At 56.8% G+C, this 21995-nt stretch carries 14 protein-coding genes and 3 pseudogenes; 11 read left to right on the top strand and 6 right to left on the bottom strand.

The features are described from left to right. Window positions 1-8: 8 nt before the first annotated feature. The 9 genes and pseudogenes from D906_RS21075 to D906_RS21040 all read left to right on the top strand — a co-directional run bounded on the left by D906_RS21075 (window position 9) and on the right by D906_RS21040 (window position 9651). Window positions 9-383 carry a phage holin family protein gene (locus D906_RS21075; RefSeq protein WP_016714868.1) on the top strand — a complete coding sequence of 125 codons (375 nt, stop codon included), beginning with the start codon at window positions 9-11 and terminating at the stop codon, window positions 381-383. Next, window positions 380-709 (top strand): hypothetical protein, encoded by a 330-nt coding sequence (locus tag D906_RS21070; protein ID WP_019096179.1) that lies wholly within the window; start codon window positions 380-382, stop codon window positions 707-709. Before D906_RS21075 ends, D906_RS21070 begins: the two co-directional genes overlap by 4 nt. A gap of 104 nt (window positions 710-813) precedes the next feature. Then, a complete protein-coding gene (locus D906_RS21065; RefSeq protein ID WP_019096178.1) occupies window positions 814-2145 on the top strand; it encodes a deoxyguanosinetriphosphate triphosphohydrolase in 1332 nt (443 codons plus the stop codon). 277 nt (window positions 2146-2422) lie between these two features. Continuing rightward, window positions 2423-2737, top strand: a pseudogene (locus D906_RS21060) (response regulator transcription factor); the annotation flags it as partial. 1656 nt (window positions 2738-4393) lie between these two features. Further along, window positions 4394-5437, top strand: a complete 1044-nt coding sequence (locus D906_RS21055) for an AbrB family transcriptional regulator (RefSeq protein ID WP_027615674.1) — start codon at window positions 4394-4396, stop codon at window positions 5435-5437. 49 nt (window positions 5438-5486) lie between these two features. Beyond that, window positions 5487-6245, top strand: coding sequence for a TerC family protein (locus D906_RS21050; RefSeq protein WP_027615673.1), 759 nt, complete (start codon window positions 5487-5489; stop codon window positions 6243-6245). Between the two features lie 97 nt (window positions 6246-6342). Further along, window positions 6343-7104: pseudogene (locus D906_RS27105) on the top strand (MCP four helix bundle domain-containing protein); the annotation flags it as partial. Then, window positions 7102-7968 (top strand): methyl-accepting chemotaxis protein, encoded by an 867-nt coding sequence (locus D906_RS27100; protein WP_371262250.1) that lies wholly within the window; start codon window positions 7102-7104, stop codon window positions 7966-7968. The pseudogene D906_RS27105 and the gene D906_RS27100, both read left to right, overlap by 3 nt. Window positions 7969-8373: 405 nt before the next feature. Beyond that, window positions 8374-9651 (top strand): HEPN/Toprim-associated domain-containing protein, encoded by a 1278-nt coding sequence (locus D906_RS21040; protein WP_027615671.1) that lies wholly within the window; start codon window positions 8374-8376, stop codon window positions 9649-9651. Between the two features lie 148 nt (window positions 9652-9799). Here the strand turns inward: D906_RS21040 and D906_RS21035 are convergent, their stop codons facing one another. From D906_RS21035 to D906_RS21010, 6 genes and pseudogenes are all read right to left on the bottom strand, one after another. Then, window positions 9800-11518, bottom strand: a complete 1719-nt coding sequence (locus D906_RS21035) for a UvrD-helicase domain-containing protein (protein ID WP_027615670.1) — start codon at window positions 11516-11518, stop codon at window positions 9800-9802. Further along, entirely contained in the window at window positions 11515-13419 is a 1905-nt protein-coding gene (locus D906_RS21030; protein ID WP_027615669.1) for an ATP-dependent endonuclease, read from the bottom strand. The genes D906_RS21035 and D906_RS21030 overlap by 4 nt, the downstream gene beginning before the upstream one ends. Window positions 13420-13837: 418 nt before the next feature. Beyond that, window positions 13838-14026: pseudogene (fecB, locus tag D906_RS26655) on the bottom strand (Fe(3+)-dicitrate ABC transporter substrate-binding protein FecB); the annotation flags it as partial. A gap of 171 nt (window positions 14027-14197) precedes the next feature. Further along, a complete protein-coding gene (locus D906_RS21020) occupies window positions 14198-15145 on the bottom strand; it encodes a GntR family transcriptional regulator (RefSeq protein ID WP_256204598.1) in 948 nt (315 codons plus the stop codon). Window positions 15146-15191: 46 nt separating this feature from the next. Continuing rightward, entirely contained in the window at window positions 15192-16499 is a 1308-nt protein-coding gene (locus D906_RS21015; protein ID WP_027615667.1) for an MFS transporter, read from the bottom strand. Between the two features lie 88 nt (window positions 16500-16587). Continuing rightward, window positions 16588-17907, bottom strand: a complete 1320-nt coding sequence (locus D906_RS21010) for a CitMHS family transporter (protein ID WP_027615666.1) — start codon at window positions 17905-17907, stop codon at window positions 16588-16590. 295 nt (window positions 17908-18202) lie between these two features. Between D906_RS21010 and D906_RS21005 the strand changes: the two genes are divergently transcribed. Together D906_RS21005 and prpF are read left to right on the top strand one after the other, a co-directional pair. Continuing rightward, window positions 18203-20830, top strand: coding sequence for an aconitate hydratase (locus D906_RS21005; RefSeq protein WP_027615665.1), 2628 nt, complete (start codon window positions 18203-18205; stop codon window positions 20828-20830). Beyond that, window positions 20830-21978, top strand: coding sequence for a 2-methylaconitate cis-trans isomerase PrpF (gene prpF / locus D906_RS21000; RefSeq protein ID WP_027615664.1), 1149 nt, complete (start codon window positions 20830-20832; stop codon window positions 21976-21978). Before D906_RS21005 ends, prpF begins: the two co-directional genes overlap by 1 nt. Window positions 21979-21995: the final 17 nt, after the last annotated feature.

The following is a 21995-nucleotide window of genomic DNA, read 5'->3' as shown; positions in this document are numbered from 1 at the left end:
GGGTTCCCATGGAGAATGACGCCAACGGCGCCAGCGCCTCGGGCAGGCGCCTGGGCGCCGCCGCGCTGGGCCTGCTGCACAGCCACATCGAACTGTTCGGCATCGAATTGCAGGAGCAAAAGGGCCGCACCTTGAGCCTGCTGCTGTTCGCCGGCCTGGCGCTGGTATTCGCGCTGCTGCTGCTGACGGCGCTGTCCGGGCTATTGCTGGTGCTGCTGTGGGACAGCTATCGCCTGGCCGGTATCATCGGCCTGTGCGTGTTCTATGGCATGGCCGCACTGTACTGCGGGCTACGCCTGAAGGCGGCGGTGTTCGACGAGTCGTCGCCGTTCGGCGCCACCCTCGAAGAACTTGCCAAGGACCGGGAGCGCCTGTTGCCATGAGCCTGCCAGAACTGCCAAACACGCGTAACCCACGCGAACTGCGCAAGGCACTGCTGCGCCTGCGCATGGAAATGCACCGCCAGGAAATCCGTCACGAGTCGGGGCAACTGATGGAACCGCTGCGCCGTGTGCGCGGCATGGGCAACTCGCTGCACGATGGCCTGGGGATCAAACATGCGCCCTTGTGGGGGATTGGCGCCGTGGTGGCGCTGGGCTTCCTCACCGGCAAAGGCGTGCGCAGCGGCAACCTGGCGCGCCTGGTGCGGCTGGGGACCAGCCTGTTGCCGCTGGTGCGCCTGTACCTGCAAGGCAACCGCCGCCCCTGAGCCTTGAATGACCCGCCCCCACCCAGGGGCGGTACCACCCTGCCCCTTGCGCAGATGAACACGACACGGGAAGCTAAAGCCTTCGATCCACAGGAGACCGCGCCTTGGACTGGCACACCCTGCTCACCCGCGAACGCCTGGGCAAAGCCCTCTATAGCGCCGATGAACTCGGGCGCAGCCCCTTCCACAAAGACCACGACCGCATCATCTTCTCCGGCGCTTTCCGTCGCCTTGGGCGCAAGACCCAGGTACACCCGGTTTCCAGCAACGACCATATCCACACGCGCCTGACCCATTCGTTGGAAGTCAGCTGTGTCGGTCGCTCGCTGGGCATGCGCGTCGGCGAAACCCTGCGCGACAGCCTGCCGGACTGGTGCGCCCCCAGTGACCTGGGAATGATCGTACAGTCGGCCTGCCTGGCCCACGACATAGGCAACCCGCCTTTCGGCCACTCTGGCGAGGACGCCATTCGCCACTGGTTCCAGCAAGCCGCCGGGCGTGGCTGGCTGGACGACATGAACGACGACGAGCGGGCCGACTTCCTCAACTTCGAAGGCAATGCACAGGGCTTTCGTGTGCTTACCCAGCTGGAGTATCACCAGTTCGACGGCGGCACCCGGCTGACGTATGCCACCCTCGGCACCTACCTCAAGTACCCCTGGAGCGCGCGCCACGCCGACGCCATGGGTTACAAGAAGCACAAGTTCGGCAGCTACCAGAGCGAACTGCACCTGCTCGAACAGATCGCCCGCAAACTGGGGTTGCCACAACTGGAAGACCAACGTTGGGCACGCCACCCGCTGGTGTACCTGATGGAGGCTGCCGACGACATCTGCTATGCACTGATCGACCTCGAAGACGGCCTGGAAATGGAGCTGCTGCAATACGCCGAAGTCGAGGCGTTGCTGCTCGACCTGGTCGGTGATGACCTGCCGGAAACCTACCGCCAGCTAGGCCCACGCGACTCGCGCCGGCGTAAGCTGGCCATTCTGCGTGGCAAGGCCATCGAGCACCTGACCAACGCTGCCGCCCACGCCTTCGTCGAGCAGCAACACGCCTTGCTGGCCGGGCAACTGGCAGGCGACCTGGTCGAACACATGCACGGCCCGGCCAAGCGCTGCGTGCTGCAGGCCAAGGACATGGCGCGCAACAAGATCTTTCAGGACAAGCGCAAGACCCTGCATGAAATCGGTGCCTACACCACCCTGGAGATTCTGCTGAACACCTTCTGCGGTGCAGCCCTTGAACAGCATGGTGGGCGCACGCCATCGTTCAAAAGCCGTCGGGTACTGGACCTGATCGGCAACAATGCCCCAGACCCGCATGCCTCGTTGCACAGTGCCTTCCTGCGCATGATCGACTTCATCGCTGGCATGACCGACAGCTACGCCAGCGAAATGGCCAGTGAAATGACCGGGCGCTCCAGCCCTACGTGAGTTGTGCTTTCGGTGCAGCCTGCCTCGGCTGCACCGCTGATTGCAGGAAACTTCCTACATATACTGACGGCAAATTAAACAACACGAATAAAAATCAATGAAAAGTTACCAAATGCGCTTTGACATCGAGTTGAACATGCCCATTTCGTAGCCGGTTTTGTTTTATCTTGTAAGCCATTTCCCATATAAGGCTAACAGCCCATCCTCGCATGCCCGGCGACTTCCAACTGCGATAAGGTGCCACCTGTCACCCTAAACGACCGCAGGGAAGTTAAACATGCACTCCATATTTATTGTTGACGACCATCCGGTCATTCGCCTGGCCGTCCGTATGCTGCTGGAAAACCAGAACTACAAGATTGCCGGCGAGTCGGACAACGGCGTGGATGCCATGCAGATGATCCGGGAGAGCAACCCCGACCTGGTCATCCTCGACATCAGCATCCCCAAGCTAGATGGCCTGGAGGTACTTTCCCGTTTTCAGTCGATGGCTCTGCCCTTGAAGGTTCTGGTATTGACTGCACAGTCCCCGGCATTGTTTGCCGTGCGCTGCATGCACTCAGGTGCTGCGGGTTACGTGTGCAAGCAAGAAGCGGTCATTTTCACTTTTTTTTGAATTTTTTCAGCCTAAGTTGAATTTCAGGCACTACCCACGAGCATCACTGAAAAAAGCCACATCAAAATCACTTCTTAGACAATTTTGAGGAGTAGTCGCAGCGATCCTTTAGCTCCCGGCCTTACGACCTTGGGGTCAGAATCCGACGAGCGTGCCCGTCGTCCCTACTTCAGAGAAGCCAGCTCTCTCTGCTGCCAGATTGCGGGGGGCTTTTGCTGGTATCCAGTCCCGACGAATGCGCAGTTGCAGTCCTCACCTTTAAGGCTATACAAGGAGACACGCGTGTCAATCGCATCGCGCCCTACCCCGACCAATGCCCTTTCGAATTCGATCAGGATTGGTGCAAAAACCTTATGCGGCAATCATCGGATCATCCCTATTGCAGAATGGATGGAGTGAAGGTGACCGGGAGGAACGGTGATCAGCTGGAGCTGCCCCAGGCTGAGATGACCTGGTGTAAACCGCTTCTTCTGAACGGGCTTCGCGTCCTCGCTTGCGGCTTTCGTCCAACTCCTACCGCCGTCTTGCGACTCTACAAGCAGCTACGTGTCGACAAAAATCGATGCAGCTTCGGACCCAGCCCAGAGCGGCGCACAATCGATGGTAGCGCCATGACCCCAGCCCTTGCGGCCTTAAAGACCTGAGTAGGTGCCTCCAATTAATGGCCTGCAATGGGCAGTGCAGTCCCGTGAGCGATACGAGGATGTCTGGACATACTCATTCTGAGGACGCTGCGGAACTGGTTGTCATGACTCAGTGGCGTACCTGCCTGAGCTTTCAAGTAAGCCATACCACGAAAAGCAGGGTCGGCGGAACCAGGGATAGGCGCTTTTCCTGGCGACTCGACAGTGAAGTCCCTCTGGTAAGCCGTATAGCTGGCAGCACCCTCACCGGTGTACGTACCTCTCGGTCGCTGACTCCATACCGTGTAAACCACTTTTTTTAACTGTAAACCACTTTAGTTAACAGTGAAAAAAGTGGTTTACACGCCTGCCCGACTGATGGACTGGCGTGACTCGAACAAAGCTCGTAGCGCTATTGCGACAAGAGCTTTCCTTAGTTGGCCACAGTCAAGCGTGTGCATTCCAACTACTTCCACACCTCGTAATAGATTCCAGTGGGGGCCTAGTTAAAAAGTAGCCGCGAACAGGAAGGGCTTGTGGCCCTAGACATCAAAGACATCTCCTGTCGCGACCGAAGGGGAAATTCAGGCTCAAGCGTGGATCCGAGAGCCTAGGAGAAATGGAAGGAGCTGGACCATCCCCCTGTCACCAGCACAGAAGCTGCAGATGACTACTTTGCTGCTTCTATCCCAGCCTTAGCGAAGCCGATACAGACTGCCTCTGCAATACCTCCCATGGTCTGCTAGCACGCTCTCAGAGCAGGGCCCAGAAGGTCATCTACGAGAGGCTAGATCTGCGACGGTACCGTTGGACGGCGCGAATATTGACTTTACTCAAAACTAAATGCAATCTCTTCTGACAAAAAAGCAGCCGGATTAGCTTGCATCTGCTGATTATCAACACTCCAGACATAGCCAGGGCTACCTTTCGATAGTCGTTGAGCTCGAAATTACTGGTAGATGATTCGCCGACTCGCGCCAAGCCGAGCCCTAAAAGCCAGAGACGAATCATGCAGCTACGCCTCGTGCCTCCCCTTTTCCTCGCGACGCCTGCAGTAGGCGCATTCGGCGCTCTCTGCGCAGAGAGCATTAGCTGGCCCCTACCCTGGATGGTTGGATCCATGGTCATGGTCATCATCGTTCGCTGCTCCGGCTGGAGATTAAGAGACGTACCTAACGGTAGAAGAGTTGGCCAATGGCTCATCGCTTCAGTGATCGGCATGCACTTCTCAGCGGCTTTCTTGAGTGAGGTATCAAACCACTTCCTCATGATGCTTATTGCCGCTTTACTCACATTGTTGACTGCACTCATCGGAATCACTTTGATCAACCGAAGCGGGGTTGATCTACCGACTAGTTTTTTCTCCCTGATGCCGGCCAACTCAGCAGAGATGATCATTCTGGGTGAGCGATATCAGGCGGATCGCGCACGGGTAGCTGCAGCTCATAGCCTGCGCCTTGTTCTGATCGTTCTGGTTATCCCTGCAGCCGTAACCTGGGGGCTTGGTACCGGTACGCGCAGCACCCCTGCCCCTGCAGACTGGTCATGGCTATCCATTATGTTGCCGACCGGCTTTGCCGTAGCTTGGCTATGGACGCGGATAGGCATGCCCAATGGATGGGCCTTCGGCCCCATGCTGGTGTGTGCCATTTTCACCATCGCTTTTGACCTCCACCTGAGCCTTCCACCGTGGCTTAGTAAATTCGGGCAATTACTGCTCGGCTGTTCTCTAGGCTCCTATTTTGATCGCTCATTCTTTCGCAGCGCCCCTAGCTTTCTGGCAAAGGTGCTACTGATAACCATCGCTGCAATAGGCGTCGCCTTCGGGGCCGGGTGGGTCATGAGCCTTGCGGTTGATGTCGATCCGATGTCCCTTGCCTTGGGCCTCATGCCTGGCAGTAGTACGGAAATGAGCCTAACCGCGGAGGCGCTGGGACTCGGCGTCGCACTGGTGACTGCAATGCAGATCATCCGCATGGTCGTCGTGATGCTGGTAGCAGAGCTCATCTACAAACGATGGGAACGGCGTGTGCAAGCACGTAGGTACAACTAAAACACCGCCTTGGCGGCCTCCCAATAGACCCACACATGAGAAAAGCAACATGGAATGGCTGATGAGCCCCGAGATCTGGATCGCCTTCTTCACCCTGACTGCCCTAGAGATCGTTCTCGGCATCGATAACATCATCATGATTGCAATCCTCGTGGGACGCATGCCACCACATATGCAGGCCCGAACACGCTTCTTCGGACTAGCACTGGCCATGGTCACCCGGATTATGCTGCTACTTTCCATCACCTGGATCATGCGGCTCACCAGCGACTTGTTCGAGGTTTTTGGACACGGAGTATCTGGGCGGGACCTCATCCTCTTCTTCGGTGGCCTTTTCCTGCTATGGAAAAGCAGCACCGAGATGTATCACAGCCTCGAAGGAGAAGAGGAATCTGAAAGCAATCCTAAAAGCATGGCCGGCGGCTTCATCGGAACGATCATTCAGATTGCGATCATTGACATCGTTTTCTCTCTGGACTCGGTAATCACCGCGGTTGGTATGGTTTCCAACGTGCCAGTGATGGTGGCGGCGATTGTTGTCGCGGTGTTGGTGATGATGGCGTGTGCCGGGGCTATCAGCGGTTTCATAGACCGTCATCCCAGCTTGAAGATGCTTGCCCTTTCCTTCCTGGTGGTGGTTGGTACCGTCCTGATTGCAGAGGCTTTCGATGTCCACGTACCGAAGGGATACGTTTACTTTGCAATGGCATTCTCGCTGGCTGTGGAAGCACTCAACATCCGCATGCGAACAGCTCAAGGCCGCAAGCAAGAACCTGTGAAGCTGCGTAAAGACGTGATCGACAACTGATCACCCCCAATTAATCACAACACCTTCCCGATTCATCGCTAAGCCGCAGGTTTAAGCGATCGGGGAGGTGTTCGCCCTCGATTAGGAAAAGGACGCCATGAGCACGAGATCAATCGGTATTGCGTTTCGCGCCACCCTGGGTTTTTCATGCATCGCAGCCCTCAGCTTTTTCTTGGGGTTCTTCGCTCTACAACAGATCAGTGATGTTCGCACGCAAGCACTTGAGATCCAGGACAACTGGCTTCAGCGCGTGAGGGTCCTTGCTGCTGCCAATACCTCCTTGAACCGCTACCGCATGGGCTCGATGCAACACATCCTCACCAACTCCTCCGAGGAAATGAGCAGCTACGAAGCAAAAGCGACATTGCGCTTATCCCAGATCCGCGAACAAATGGCCGAGTACAGCAAATTGCTGGGTACCGATAGCGAGAGGGAGCAGTTGCAGGCCTTCAACCAGAGCCTGGATGCATACGCCAAGAGACACCAAGAGCTGTTGCAAGTATCCCGGGCCGGCGACAAAACGGGAGCGAGGGGGCACTTGGCATCGATCCGTGACGCTTACGACCAGATGACCAAGGGCTTCGAGCTATTGATCACCCAGGCTGATCAAGGGGCCAAAACCGCCGCAGATCAATCGTCATCCACATACGAAAACGCAAAAATTGGTGTGCTAGCCGTCATTGCGCTGGTCCTGTTGGGCACGATCGTCATCGCATGGCTGCTTACCCGCAGCATCATCCAGCCACTAAATGAAGCGCTCAACTGCGCCCGAACCGTGGCCTCAGGCGATCTGACCAACACAATCCAGCCCTCAGGCAACGATGAAGCCACACGGCTTCTCGAAGCCCTGAACTCGATGCAGGGCGTGCTGCTTTCCACTCTCAGACAAATCGGTGGTACCTCCACCCAGCTAGCCTCAGCAGCGGAAGAGTTGAACGCGGTCACCGAAGAAGGCGGCCGTGAAACTCATCGGCAACATCTGGAAATTGAACAGGCCGCTACCGCTGTAACCGAGATGTCAGTCGCCATTGAGCAGGTTGCCCGCAACGCCGCGTTCACCTTGGAGCTCACTCAGACTTCCCAACAAAATGCGGTCAATGGCCAACGCTCGATGGAGGAGACATTGGCATCGCTTGGCAGTTTGGCTAATGAAGTGCTGTCTAGCGCCCAGGAGGTCGAAGGACTCGCTGACCAGGCACAGGGTATTGGCAAGGTATTGGAGGTCATCAGGACCATTGCCGAGCAAACCAACCTTCTAGCACTTAACGCTGCTATCGAAGCCGCCCGAGCAGGTGATGCTGGTCGAGGCTTTGCTGTCGTCGCTGATGAAGTCCGTGCGCTCGCACATCGCACCTCGCAATCGACGAGGGAAATCGAGGAGATGATAGGAAGTATCCAGCTGGGCACCGAGAAGGCTGTCAAATCCATGCAGCTCAGTAACGCCCGCTCCCAAGAGGTGCTGACCAAAGCAGAACAGGCAAGCGCTGCTCTGGAAAGCATCGTCGAAAACAGCAGTGAGATCAGTCGCCAGAACCTTCAGATCACCACAGCAACTGAAGAGCAGGCTCGTGTCGCACGCGCCGTAGACCAGAACATTCTGACCATACGTAACGTCTCTGTTCAGACCTCAGAGGGGGCGAAGCAGGTCACCGCCGCCTCCCAATCCCTTGCGGAGTTAGCTACGGATTTGCACGCTATGGTTAAGAAATTCCGCACGGACTAGCCACCTAGACTGGCTATCAGCAGCGCGACGCGAAGGAACGACAGATGCGCAATTTTGACTTGAACCTGCTTCGTGCACTGAGGGCTCTCCTGGAAAAGCGGGATGTCCAAGCGGCAGCCATGCACATTGGAGTGCCTTCGACCGCCATGGATGCCATGTTGACCCGATTACGAATGGGACTGTGGTGACCGAACGAGCAAAGCTGATAGCCGAAGGCGTGGAGCGGATCTTTGAAGAGCTCGACAGACTGCTAGCGCCTTCAAGATCATGAAGCCGTGAGACCACGACCATTAAAGTTCGCAAGGCGTCGAGTAAACTGGTTGTCATATGGACTCTTCAGCGTGCCCGGCTTCCCTAGCCTGCTGGCAACAGTTTAGAGAAGCTAACCCTAGGATCTGATTCCGAATGAGCACACCAATCACCCTTTCCGTGGGCGGCATCGATCTCACTTACAACACCGGATACATGGGCATGGATCATGGCATGCTGTTTCAGGAAAACGATCGCCAGTACCGCGGCCGCGATAGCCTCGACGGCGATGGTTTTGCCCAGACAGACGAACACCTGCGGCAGCAAGATTTGTGTTTTTGCCGAACGCTGGGCTCTATGGTTTCACGTCTGGAGCTGCTCGGATACACGTTGGCGGCGGTCAAGTCGGAGTATGAGAAGCACGTTTCGATCGACCACGATCTGTTCGATGCATTTGAAGCCAGGCCCGAGCGATTGACGTTCGATCAATTCGTCGACTTCATCAAGATTCACTCTGTCCGGGACCTCAACAACGAATATGTCAGTGACTACGATGCGCAACATGCGCAGGGCCGAGGCCGCTTTGCCGATGATCCATCTGTGCCACTGCTACCGAGCGGAGAGTTTGACAGTGGTCTCGGTGGCTATTCTGAGCGAAGCCATTTTGGCTCTCTGATTGCCTTCTTGAGTCCATACGCCACCCTGCGCATCCTTGCCGAAAATCCTACCAACCAAACCTTGGACGTTGTCTGGGATTATGGAAATTTCGTTCATGCCGGATGGGCTAAGAATGAGGACTTCTACGCCGGAGCCCGCCGAACACAGACTTTCCTGATAGCGACGGAGGGGACCTCAGACATCCACATCTTGAAGCATGGCTTGTCGCTACTGCGGCCGGATATGGAGGACTTTTTTCGTTTCATTGATAACAAGGAACGCCACCCATTTTCCGGTACGGCCAGCTTGGCAAAATTCGCCGAAGGGCTTGTGAGGATAGACGTCCACAATCAAGTCATTTTTCTCTTTGACAATGACGCCGAAGGGATTGAAGCCTTCCAGACCCTTGAGCGCTTAACATTCCCTGTGAATATGGGAGCGATGGTTCTCCCCAATCTTGAAGCTTTGCGCGACTTCCCAGCCAAAGGACCGGGGGGTGTTGTGAATGCTGATATCAATGGCTGCGCAGCAGCCATCGAATGCTATCTCGACCTAAATCTGAAAGGCCGCCCTCCAGCGCAGATAACCTGGACTAATTACAAACATGCGCTGGGCACCTATCAAGGGTCGCTTGACCACAAAGAGACCTACGCCAAGGCGTTCTACAAAGCCACAACCACAGCTATTGAGTCGGGTGCCTACGATGCGAGTAAGCTCCGGGCCGTTATCGACGCATTGTACGAGCAGTGCGTGAAAGTAGCCGTGGCAAAGGCGTAAGCCGTGTACCTCAGATCCTGCTTGCTAGCCCTGCTGAGAAGCTCCCTCCATGCCCAGCAATAACATCTGCAGTAATCGATGAGCCGTTACCTCGATACGGTTGCCCTCAGATGCACTCAAGATTTCTTGCTTCAGGGATTGGCCAGAATCACCGGGCTGGCACCTCAGTAAAGCCAGCCTTAATGAGGTCCGCCCGCACTTCGCCCAAGCAATTGTGGGGAACGGCTAGCCAGAACAGGTTTCTCGCTCTCGTCAGGGCCACATAGCCGATGCGGCCGTCTTCCGTTGCTGTACCGCCCAGCATTGCGCTGATGTTGGCCTTGGTCGCGACGTAGAGCACAGCGCCTATAGACTCGCCCTTAACCTGGTGAACAGTTTCAACTCGTATGCCATGCCTCTTCTCTTCATCGGCTTCGGCTCCAGTGAGCGGGACGTCATTCAAGCGTTTCTTGGCCATCTTGTGTCCGAAAGTGGCGATCGTTTTGAGCCCGAATTGCTGGTCAATTTTTGCGAGCAGTGAGCGTAGATTGGCTACGAGTTTCGGATGCCACTCTGCGTTGGCTTGCAGCGAAGAAGATGGGAGACCCGTGTCATTATCCCGGACAAACGCCCACAATAATCGCCTTAGCCTCAGCATCCACTCATCGTGAGGAGATCCCTGCAGCGCAGAGCTGAGCCCATGTGGAGCATCGTCGATAAGGCTAACCACCGCGCTGCACACCAAGCGGAAAGCATCTCTCAAACGGCCCTGCTGATCACGGGCAAGTGAAGCCTCCGCGAACAGCGTCACTACTCCTTGTCCTGGAGCCGCTGCCTTCCCCGCCAGCTTTGCGGCTCTATCAGTCGCCCTACTCAGAATGACTGAATCTGAATCCTCAATCCCCAACTCACTGAAACGAACCTTGAAAGCGGTAATGAGATGGGGAATCTTGGTCTCCTTGTACCCAATGAAATACGCTCCGCCTTGCTCAGGCTCCCTGTCTGGCTCATCGTTGCGGCCGCAAAGCAGGTTGGCAATATCGATGATCGGAGGGAGGGAGCGGTAGTTGCGGGTAAGCTTGTAGTCTCTCACTCCTGGGCGATCAGCGTAGGTTTTCAGAAACATCCCATCGGCGCCGGCGAAAGCGAAAATGCCTTGGTTAACGTCACCGATCAAAGAAACCTGGGCGCCCGCCTTGATCAGTAGCTCAAGGATTGCCTGATGCATCGACCCCAGATCCTGCGATTCATCTACCAGAATCTGTGGATAACGAGTGACAAGCGCTCGCAAAATTGCAGGTTGTTGAATCAACGTTCGATAGACCCAATAGCGTCCCAAGTCATGGGTGTATGCCCCAGTGCGCCCGAGCTTCTCTATGAGCGCCCTGGCCTTTGCACGATCAAGTTTTTCGACTCCAGCACGAGTGTCGATGAAAAAGAAAGCTTTTCCAGCCTCTGCACCTACTTGCAGATCTTTGATCGGGATAGGTCGCTCATCTTCATTCTTCCAGTACTGGAAGCTATTCAAAAAGGGTTCTGAACCCGAGACGAGATAGGCGGCTTGCGAGGCGCCCATGGAGCGGAAAGCATGGGGACGCAGTACATGCTGGGTGAAGAATCCATCCAATGTGTCTACTTCTACGCGCTTACGATTGGTGTTGTCCGGTAGGTCTGAGGCGAGCTGCGCGTATCCTTTGTTGAAGGTATTCACGGCGACATTGGAAAACGACAGCAGCAAGACCCGTCCGCGGTGATCTGCAAGCTTTTCCCGAATCGCGATGAGTCTGCGGATTGCCGTGGCAGTTTTTCCGCTTCCAGCGCATGCGGTAACGGCCATGGCTTCTAATGGCGCATTGATCACCGCTTTTTGCTCATCGGACAAATTCATAACTTACCCGCTCCCTGGCAAACATGCTTGATCGCCTGCTCTAGGTATGCGGGGACCTTGCACCCAGGCGTCAGTGTAATCTGCTCGGCAAGCGCTTGACCGAAACGGCCTTTCTGCACATTGCTACTACTATCCTTACGCTCGAACATGCCGCAGAACAGCGCCTTAGCTTTCGCAGTGTTGTCTGGTGCAGCGTCCACGATTTTACGCAGCGCCTTTGAGATTTTCGGATGAAACTCAGCCAATGCCTTCAGCATTGCATCTCGGTTTTCCTCATGAAGAGCAAGGTCATACTCAAGGGTCTTAACGCCGTGGTGCACCTTTACATACCGGTCTTCTAACGCCTTCATTTTCAACGTGTTGCTCGATACCTGAATCGCTTCGCCGAGCCCAGGATAGGCCGCCTTGCGCTTGACCTTTTTCTTCTTTCCATCGGCATCGCCGGCCTCCACGTCGGCAGGCTCTTCGATTTCTTCTTCGTTTTGTGCGTCAGTCTCTTCAAGATATGCCGCCTCAGAGAGTAGCTCCTCCTCGACCTCCGCGGCTGTCTGTTCTGCTCCGTCTATTTCAGGTACCTCTTCCACTTCAAACGGATCGGCATCAGTGACCACTGACACAGGTATACGCAGTCCTTTCTCACCGAACAGTGGGAGGAACGAGTCGAAGTTGAGACCCTCGACGCTGATAAGGCTGATGCCGTATTCCTTCAAATCGAAACCGAGCCGTTTCGCGAGCGCGTCCACCAGCATGAGCTCGGCGGCACCTTCGACGAAAATAACGCGACGGGCAAAAAACAGTTCTGCCCGGGTCACGTCCAGGTAGCGTTCCAGCTTCTCTCGCTTACCCTTTTCGAACTGGACATCGCGAGGGAAGAAAGTCTCTACTCCTGCATCGTTCTCGACCAAGCACACCAAGGACTGGAGCTTTGAATTGCTGGCGAAGTTCGGCGAGTGGCTGGTGACGAATAATTGCACAGGCTTTTCACCTTCATTCGTGGGAATGCCCGCCAAATAGCTCAGCAGTACGCGCTGCAGTTGGGGGTGTAGATGTGCTTCCGGCTCCTCGACAATCAAGCTTCGGTAAGCAGCATCCGGGTTTTTGGCCAGTTCGCTCAGCACTACCGCCATGAAAATCAGATTGTTGAAACCGAGGCCGTTTTGCTCAATCTCCATAGACTCAGCCGTCATGGAAAGCCGGGCAGAAAGACGCTGGAAGTCTGTTGCACTGAGCCCAACAGCTAGCACTTGCGCCAATTGCTCACCCATCATGGCGCCGTGACGTGCAGAGATCGCGGCATGGGTACTTTTGATCGACTCATTTTGCTGCAACTGATCATCCAGCTCTTTCAGAGCGGCGTTGATTTTCTCGCGGCCTTGATCATCGGTCAGTAGGTGAAGCAAGCGAGCCAGCTGACTGTTGCGGCTGGGCCGAAGCCCTTGGGCGGCATCCCGCAGAGGCTGAAGGTAGACACCGCGCAGGTTTTCCATCATGTCCGAGGTTAGCGCAATGTCTTGGTGATCTCCGCACCATCGTTTAACCCTGAATCGACCAGTTTGATCGGCATCGGTATACCGGACGTGGATGTGCGCTTCCATAAAGTTATCTGCAGAGGGCTTCAGGGCCGCGATAAAATCGGCCTCGTCATCGAGGCTCAGATCTCTGAAAACAAAATGGAAGCTGATGTCGCCACCTGGCTCGCCCTCAAGGGGCCTGTGGCGGTCGGCGATATCAAGACGTGGATATGGTTCTTCATGTCCAGCTAGAAGCGTCCGCAGCGCGTCAACTACGGCGCTTTTTCCGACGTTATTGGGGCCAACGAGAACGTTCAACCCTGGCTGAAATTTCAGTGTTGTGTCATGCAGCTTGCGGAAGTTTTTTATTGTGAGTTCAGCGAGGTACATAGAGATCTCCATCCTTGATTTGCGGATGGAATCCCATTCGACCGGGGATGCGCAATAGGGGAAGACGTCGCGCTCGGCGATAATCCCACTCCTTGCCGGAAATCGGCGATCCGGCGCAGGCCATCATCAAGAACCAGATCCTTTCTTAATGCGATATGTTGGAAAAAAGGACTCAATTTTGCTCATGAACTGAGCGCAAAAAATGCCCTTTCTGCCCTTCCCTCTGCTGACAATGTCGCAAGAGAGGTCACAGAGCATCAGCCTGGCTGCTGAGTCCACCCGCCACCAAGCGATACCATCAAGCCTATAGATGTCTCTACCTGCTTGGTCTGTAGACCTTGAAGATCCTGCTTCGTCTGGAGTGCATCCAGCTGGGCAGTAATAACGTCGAGCAGGCTTACCGCTCCCTGCTTGTAGCTACCCTTTGCGCATCGCCGTCATCAGCGGCACCGACGGGAGTCACTCCTACAGCAGCCAAGCTATCCAAAAACGAAAATTCAAGGACCACCACGCGCTTTGGCGCATCCGCCAGTTTGACTGTGTGCTGACCATCATTCACTTCGATGGGGGCTGCATGGCTGATGCAGGAGAAAGCAACAACTCGCAGGAAAAAAGAACCCTGAGTGGTGCGGGGGTTCGCATAGTGGTCCCTGTGACGTCACTCTGCCAGACATCGACAGGTGCGGAGCGGATGGGCGCACGCTGACGCAGATGGTCAGCGATGCGCGATTTAAAGCGGAAAGACAACGGCACAGAACAAGCGGTTCAGACTGTCGACTCAGGCCGACTCAACAGCAACCTCAACAGGTACCTCTACTGCCTCAAACAACTCAGCTGCAACTTTATGCCGGCGAGCTTGCTCCAGGTGCTTACGCATATGATCAGCTGCCGCAAGGCGATCACCTTTTTCAAGGCACGCAAGGATCGCGAGGTGCTCAACCGCCTGCTCTCGGCGAGGAGCGCGCTTGCTAGCCTGACGGTACTCCACCAAACGGCGGAGCTGGTCGAGACGACGAACCGTCTGGACGTGAAACCTGTTGCCAGAAAAACTGGCAAGCGTCTCATGGAACTGAGCATTCGACTCGAAGAGCTCCTGAGGCGTCATGGTCAGGTAGCCGCCATCAGCAATGAATTGTTGCTGCTTCTTGCAGCGAGCCAAGGCTTCCGTATCGACCATGAACGTGGGGGCAAGCAAGCCTGCCGGCTCTATGATCGCTCGGAAGGAATAGCTCTCTTCATAAGCTTCAACCGAATCGATCATCGGCAGGAACTGCCAGCCTTGGCCGGCACGCTGCTCGATCCAGCCCTCCTGCTGGATACGCATCAACACGCCACGCAGCATATAGCGTGAAATGTTGAATAAACGCATCAGGTCCGTTTCAGCGAACTGCTCGGGGATCTGTCCATTCAGGCGCATCACTGCGATCTGCTGATAGATCGGATCATCGATGGAAACCGACAAATCCTGGGCAATATCGGCCAGATCATCATAGGGCTTGGCCAGGAAAAAGCCGCGATTGCGGTCCTGACTCAGCATTCCTCGCTCAGCGAGGTAGTTCAGAGCAATTTTGATAGGAGTCCGTGACGTCTTCAAAGCCTTAGCCAGTCCTAGCTCCGAGACATGATGCCCCGCAGCCAGTTGCTCTTCACGAACATAGGCAACGATATCGCGAGCTACGCGGGCTTGAAGAGGCGTTAGATTCATATCTTTTCCGAGTTGGGGCATGGGATTGTGGGGCTCTTCCATTGAGACGAGCCCCACAGCACCTACATTATGCCTTTTGCGGGCTCATTTCCAAATGGGGTTCGGTCTCAACTGTAGCCGGGACCATTGGCTTACGAGTCATAGTCAGTGCAATAACCGCACCAGCCACCAGGAGGATGCCTGCGGTCATGAAGGCCCAGTTGTACGAGCCTGTGGCCTGAACGACGTAGCCAGTGACGATCGGAGCCGCCACACCGAAGAGGTTGCCGCCAACAACAATGAACGCGACCGCACGACCAACGTCCCCAGCACTTGGCAGCAGGTCATTGAGCAGGGAGAAGTTCAGCGAAGTGGTCGAGGCAATACCTGCCAAGGTCAGCGACGAAATCAAGACCAGCGATGCAGTAGAGTCAGCGAATGGCACCAAAAGGATGCAACTGGCAATCAGCATCGAGATCGCAATTACGTTGCGGCGCTTACCCGAGCTCACACCCCCGCCACGGGTCAGGTACCAGTCACTGAGTTTGCCCAGGCCGATGCAGAGCACAACAGCCGCAGCATAAGGGATAGCCGTCACCAGACCACTTTTTTCCAGCGTCAGATGACGCTCTTGCTGGAGGTAGCTCGGCAACCAGGTCAGGAAGAGGTATTGGGTGTAAACGTTGCAGCCTTGGGTCAGAGCAAGACCCCAGAGGGTCGGCGTCTTCAGCAGGCGCTTCAGACCATACGGAGCGACTGCAGCACCACCCGCTTTGCCACCACCGGAGCGCGAGTCCAGGATGGTTTTACGCTCTTGGTTGCTCAGCCACTTCACATCTTCAGGCTTGCCGTAGAACAGGTACCAAGCCAACAGCCAAACAAAGCCGATACCGCCGGCAATCACAAAGGACCAGCGCCACCCAACACTGGCGACCAGCATCGCAAGGACGATCGAGCAAATCGCTGGCCCAGCGTACGAGCCGCTGTTGAAAACAGCAGTGATGGTGCCGCGCTCCTGGCTCGGGATCCACTCACGAATCACCTTGGCCCCGACCGGGTTGCTGACCGATTCACCAGCCCCCATGACAAGCCGCGCAGCCAGCAGCGAAGCGAAGTTCATCGCTGCCCCGGTCAACGCCGTAGCAGCCGACCACACGAGAATGCCAAAACCACCGATGCGCTTGGCGCCGTAGCGGTCGATCAGCAGACCAACAGGAATCAGGAAGAGCGCGTAACTCCAGATAAATGAGGAAAAGAGGTATCCCATGCCGACTGCACTGAGATTGAATTCCTCGGCGATTGGTTTGGCAGCGATGGACAGGGCAATACGGTCCATGTAATTGATCATCGCCAGAGAGAACAGAAATACAGCAATCCAGGCTCTACGGTACGGCATGGTTACACCTTTATTTTTCTAGGCGCGGTTGCGCCGGCTACTAGCACCGGCAGCTGGCCGTCGACAGAGCCGACGGCCAGCCACCGACTCATGAAGCTGAGTGATAGAGCGGAAACGCTCCGAACATCACGCCACCTACCAACATGGCCATACTCACCAGCAGCGCCCACTTCAACGCAAAGCGCTGATGGTCACCCAGGTCGACTTTTGCCAACGCCACCAACAGGTAGAGCGAAGGCACCAATGGGCTGAGCAAATGAACGGGCTGACCAACCACCGATGCCCGGGCGATCTCCAGATGCGAGATTCCGTAGGTAGCGGCGGTCTGGGCGATCACAGGCAAGATGCCGAAGTAGAAGGCATCGTTGGACATGAAGAAGGTGAACGGAATGCTGACCAAGGCAGTGAACACCGCAAGGTATGGACCAAACGCATCAGGAATGACTGCCAACAGCCCCTTCGCCATCGCATCGACCATGCCGGTACCCGAAAGGATGCCGGTGAAGATGCCTGCGGCGAAAATGACCGAAGTCACCGCGAGAACGTTGCCCGCGTGAGCGGAGATACGCTCTTTCTGCTGCTCCAGGTGTGGGTAGTTGATCATCACCGCAATGGCGAAGCAGACCATGAACAGCACCTGAATCGGCACGATACCCGCCATCAACACGCCAATCATCGTTGCAGTGAGCAGCAGGTTGGGCCAGAACATGTGCGGGCGGCGATTGCGATCGCACTCTTCGTGCGAACCGTTACCCAGCGCGATAGAGCCGTTGTGGAAATCATCCACGGCAATCACACCCAGGCGAGCACGCTCACGTCGACCCAGCAGAATTGCGATGAAGAGCAAGCAGGCGCAGCCCAGCAGCATCGACGGCACCATCGGCAGGAAGATATCCATAGCGTCGACATGCAGCGCAGCCGCAGCGCGGGCAGTAGGGCCGCCCCACGGGGAGATGTTCATGATGCCGTTTGCAATGTTGACCACGCAGGTCAGGCCCAGAACGCTCATTCCCAGGCGCTGATAAAGCGGCAGGAATGCGGCGACCACGATCATGTAGGTAGTGGAACTGTCGCCATCCAGGGACACAAGCATGGTCAGGATCGTGGTTCCGACCAACACCTTCAGCGGGTCACCCTTCACGATCTTCAGGATGCAGCGCACCAATGAATCGAACAGTCCCGCGTCGATCATGATGCCGAAGTAAAGAATCGAGAAGGTCAGCATGACGCCAGTCGGCGCCAGAGTCTTGATGCCGTCGAGCATCATCGTGCCCAGGCCGGCATAGAAGCCACCAATCAGGGCAAACACGATCGGTACCACAATCAGGGCGACCAGGGCGGTCAGCCGCTTGGTCATGATCAGGTACATGAAACAGGTGACCATCGAAAAACCGAGCACGGTCAGCAGCATGGCTCTCTCCTTATTTTTTTAGTGCCGCGAAGCCAGGCTTTTAGCGGTACGAAGCGGAAGGAGCGGACTGATGCCGGACGGATTTACGGTAGGTCTGATTGCATTTCATCTTGGATTTCCTCGTTTTTGTCTTTGTGCGGGAAAGGCTGGCAGGCAGATAAATGGCCGGTCTACAGGCTTCAAGGTGACCATTCGGCGCTCGACCGAAGTTTTTCTGCTGGAGATAAATTGACTCATGTTTAGACAAAGTGCAATATCACCTCACAAAAAACACGCCTGTGAGGTCCCCGGCATGAGCAAGCACATTGGCCAAACCCTGGCCGTAAACGGTCGCGATTACCGCGTCTGCAACGTATCGGAAGCTGTAAAAGCGATAGGCGGCGACTTTTCCCGCCTGCCAATGAGCCTCCGGATCCTCGCTGAAAACGTCCTGCGTACCGAAGCAGAGCCGAACGAAGCGCTGAAGGTAATTTGCACTCGATCTAAAAACAGCGACATCCCTTTCCGCCCCGCTCGTGTGGTTCTTCAGGACCTTCTCGGCACCCCCGCCCTGGTCGACCTGGCCGGCCTGCGTGACGCCGTAGCAAAAGCAGGCGGCGATCCACGCCAGGTAAACCCGGTCACCCCTACCCACCTCGTCGTGGACCACTCGCTGAACGTAGAGCGTTGGGGTGATGCCAGCGCGCTGGCCGACAACGAAGCCATCGAGCGCGAGCGCAATGCCGAACGCTTTGCATTCCTTGACTGGTGCAACAAGGCCTTCAACAACCTGTCGATCGTGCCTTCGGGTAACGGCATCCTTCACCAGATCAACCTGGAGCGCCTGACCACCGTCATCGGCACTCGTGAAGTTGAAGGTGATCTGTGGGCCTTCCCTGACACGCTAGTCGGTACTGACAGCCACACCACCATGATCAACGGCATTGGCGTGTTGGGCTGGGGTGTTGGTGGTATCGAGGCAGAAGCCGCAATGCTGGGCAAAGCCCTGATGATGCGGGTTCCAGAAATCGTCGGCGTCCGGCTGGAAGGCGTCCCGCCATCGGGCTACGTTGCTACCGACATCGCGCTTGCCTTGACCGAGAGCCTGCGCAAAGCCGGCGTAATCGGCAGCGTGTTGGAATTCCATGGCCCAGGCGTTGCCGCTCTGTCCTTGGCGGACCGTGGCACCCTGTCCAACATGGCTCCTGAGTTCGGCGCTACCGCAGCAATGTTCGCGATCGACGATCGCACCCTGCACTACCTGCGACTCAGCGGTCGTGGCGGTGAGATTGCCGAGCTGACCGAGGCTTATGCCAAGCATCAAGGCCTGTGGCACGACAGCCTGGAATCGGTCGAGTACGACCGTGTCGTCACCCTCGACCTGAGCACCGTTGGTCGTGCGATTGCCGGTCCGAAACAACCTCACCAGCGCATCCTGCTGGGTAAAGGCGAAGCAGCAAAAGACATCCCTACCGGCCTGGATAACGGCTCGGTCGTGATTGCCGCCATCACCAGCTGCACCAACACTTCGAACCCTCGTGGCGTGATCGCTGCGGCCCTGGTCGCCCGCAACGCACTCAAGCGCGGCCTGCGTCGTGCTCCATGGGTCAAGACTTCCTTCGCACCCGGCTCCAAGGTGGTCGCCGACTACCTGGACCGTGCAGGTCTGAACGTGGACCTCGACAACATGGGCTTCAACGTTGTTGGCTACGGCTGCACCACCTGCAACGGCATGTCCGGCCCTCTGCTCAGCAAAGAGATCGAAGACGAAATCCGCACTCGTAAGCTGGAGACCGTTGCCGCTACCTCCGGTAACCGCAACTTCGAAGGTCGCGTACACCCGCTGGCTCGTGAAGTGTTCATCATGTCCCCTCCCCTGATCGTGGCGTACGCGATCGCTGGCACCTACCGCATCGACCCGCAAGTGGATGCGCTCGGCACCGACGCCGAAGGCAAGCCGGTTTACCTCAGCGAGCTGTGGCCTTCGGATCAAGAGCTGGACGAGATCGAGAAGAAAGCACTGTCGGCCGACCTGTTCGACAAGGCCTACAGCTCGGTACCTCGCGAAGCGGGCGTCATCGCCTCTGACCTGCGCGCCGGCGTTACCGATCAGTACGCCTGGGACCAGAGCAGCACTTACATCCGCAAGCCGCCGTACTGGAGCGATGAGCTGACTGCTACCGACCCTCAACGCGACCTGAAAGACATGCGCGTTCTGGTGATGCTGTCGGACAACATTACTACCGACCACATCTCGCCGTCGGGCGCCATCCTGCCGGACAGCGATGCAGGTTCGTACCTCAAAGGCCACGGCATTGGTGTTGATGACTTCAACTCCTACGGCACTCGTCGCGGCAACCACGAAGCCGCGCAGCGCGCCACCTTCGCAAGCCCGCGCCTGAAGAACGAGCTGATGACTGACGGCCGCGAAGGTCCTTGGACCCTGCTGCTGCCGGAAAACCGCGTGAGCACCGTGTTCGAAGCCGCCCAAGCCTACGCCGATCGCAAGCAGCCTCTGATCGTAGTGGCAGGCAAGGAGTACGGCAGTGGTTCGTCGCGTGACTGGGCAGCCAAAGGCCCTCGCCTGCTGGGCGTACGCGTTGTCGTGGCCGAGAGCTTCGAGCGCATCCACCGCACCAACCTGGCTGGCCTGGGCATCCTCCCCCTGCAGTTCCCAGAAGGTGTAACTCGCAAGACGCTGGGCCTGACCGGTCACGAGAAGTTCTCGGTGGAAGGCATCAACGACACCTTCGCGCCTGGCGACAAGCTGCAACTCGTCATTGAGCGTGCAGATGGCACCACTGAAAACGTAACCGTAACCAGCCGCCTGGATACGCATGAAGACGTGCGCTACTTCCGCCGCGGTGGCCTGCTGCCGCAATTGCTGGTGGAGAGCATGGACAAGGCTGCTAAAGCGAAGCAACTGGAAGGAGCAGTGTAATGACTCAAGTTCGAATCCCTGCCGTATTCATGCGCGGTGGCACCAGTAAGGGCGTCTTTCTCCTTGAACAAGATGTTCCAGCTGCAGGCCCCGAGCGCGATGCACTGATGCTCCGCGTCATTGGCAGCCCGGATCCTTATGGCAAGCAGATCGACGGCATGGGTGCTGCCACCTCCAGCTCCAGCAAGGTCGTCATCATCGGTAAATCGGGTCGTACCGATTGCGATGTCGACTACCTGTTCGGTGCCCCGGCAATCGAAAACCCAGTGGTTGACTGGTCCGGTAACTGCGGCAACCTGAGCGCAGCCGTTGGCCCATTCGCAATTCGCCAAGGGCTCGTCGATGCGCCTCGTGACGGCATCGCCACCATCCGCATCTGGCAAGCCAATATTCAGAAACGCATCATCGCCCATGTCCCGATGAAGGATGGCGAAGTCGTTGAAGAAGGTGATTTCGTGCTGGATGGCGTCGCCTTCCCGGCTGCCGAAATCGTCGTGGAATTCCTTCAACCTGGCGGTTCGGGCGGCAGCATTCTGCCAACTGGCAATGTCGTGGATGAACTGGATATCCCTGGCTTCCCAGGCTTGCGGGCAACGCTGCTCAACGCAGGCAACCCGACGATCTTCGTCGACGCCCAGCGCGTTGGCCTGACCGGGACCGAGACCCAAGACCAGGTCAACGGCAACGCCGAACTGCTGCAGTCGCTGGAAAGCATCCGCGCACACTGCACCGTGGCCATGGGCCTGGCGGCTACCGCTGAGGAAGCAACGCGCCTTCGCCCTCACACGCCGAAGCTCTGCCTGGTAGCTCCGCCGCAAACCTACGGCGCTGCCGGTGGCAAGACAGTCGAAGCCGGCGAGATCGATGTGATCGCCCGCATCCTTTCCATGGGCAAATTGCACCACGCAATCACCGGCACTGGCGCTGTAGCCGTTGCCGTGGCGGCCGCTCTGGAAGGCACGCTGGTCAACCGTATCGTCGGCGATATCGGTGAACGCCAAGTCAACATGGGCCACACCGCCGGTACCGTTGCCGTTGGCGCGCAGACCACCCAAGTCGATGGCAACTGGATTGTGGACAAGGCCGTCATGAGCCGAAGCGCCCGTCGCCTGATGGAAGGCTGGGTGCTCGTACCTTCGAAGTACTGATTGCTCAGCTACCGCCG

This window comes from Pseudomonas sp. LAIL14HWK12:I1, from assembly GCF_003202095.1.
GTDB lineage: Bacteria > Pseudomonadota > Gammaproteobacteria > Pseudomonadales > Pseudomonadaceae > Aquipseudomonas > Aquipseudomonas monteilii.
Note: the sequence above shows the minus strand (reverse complement) of the source record. Positions and strands in the feature narration are given on the sequence as shown.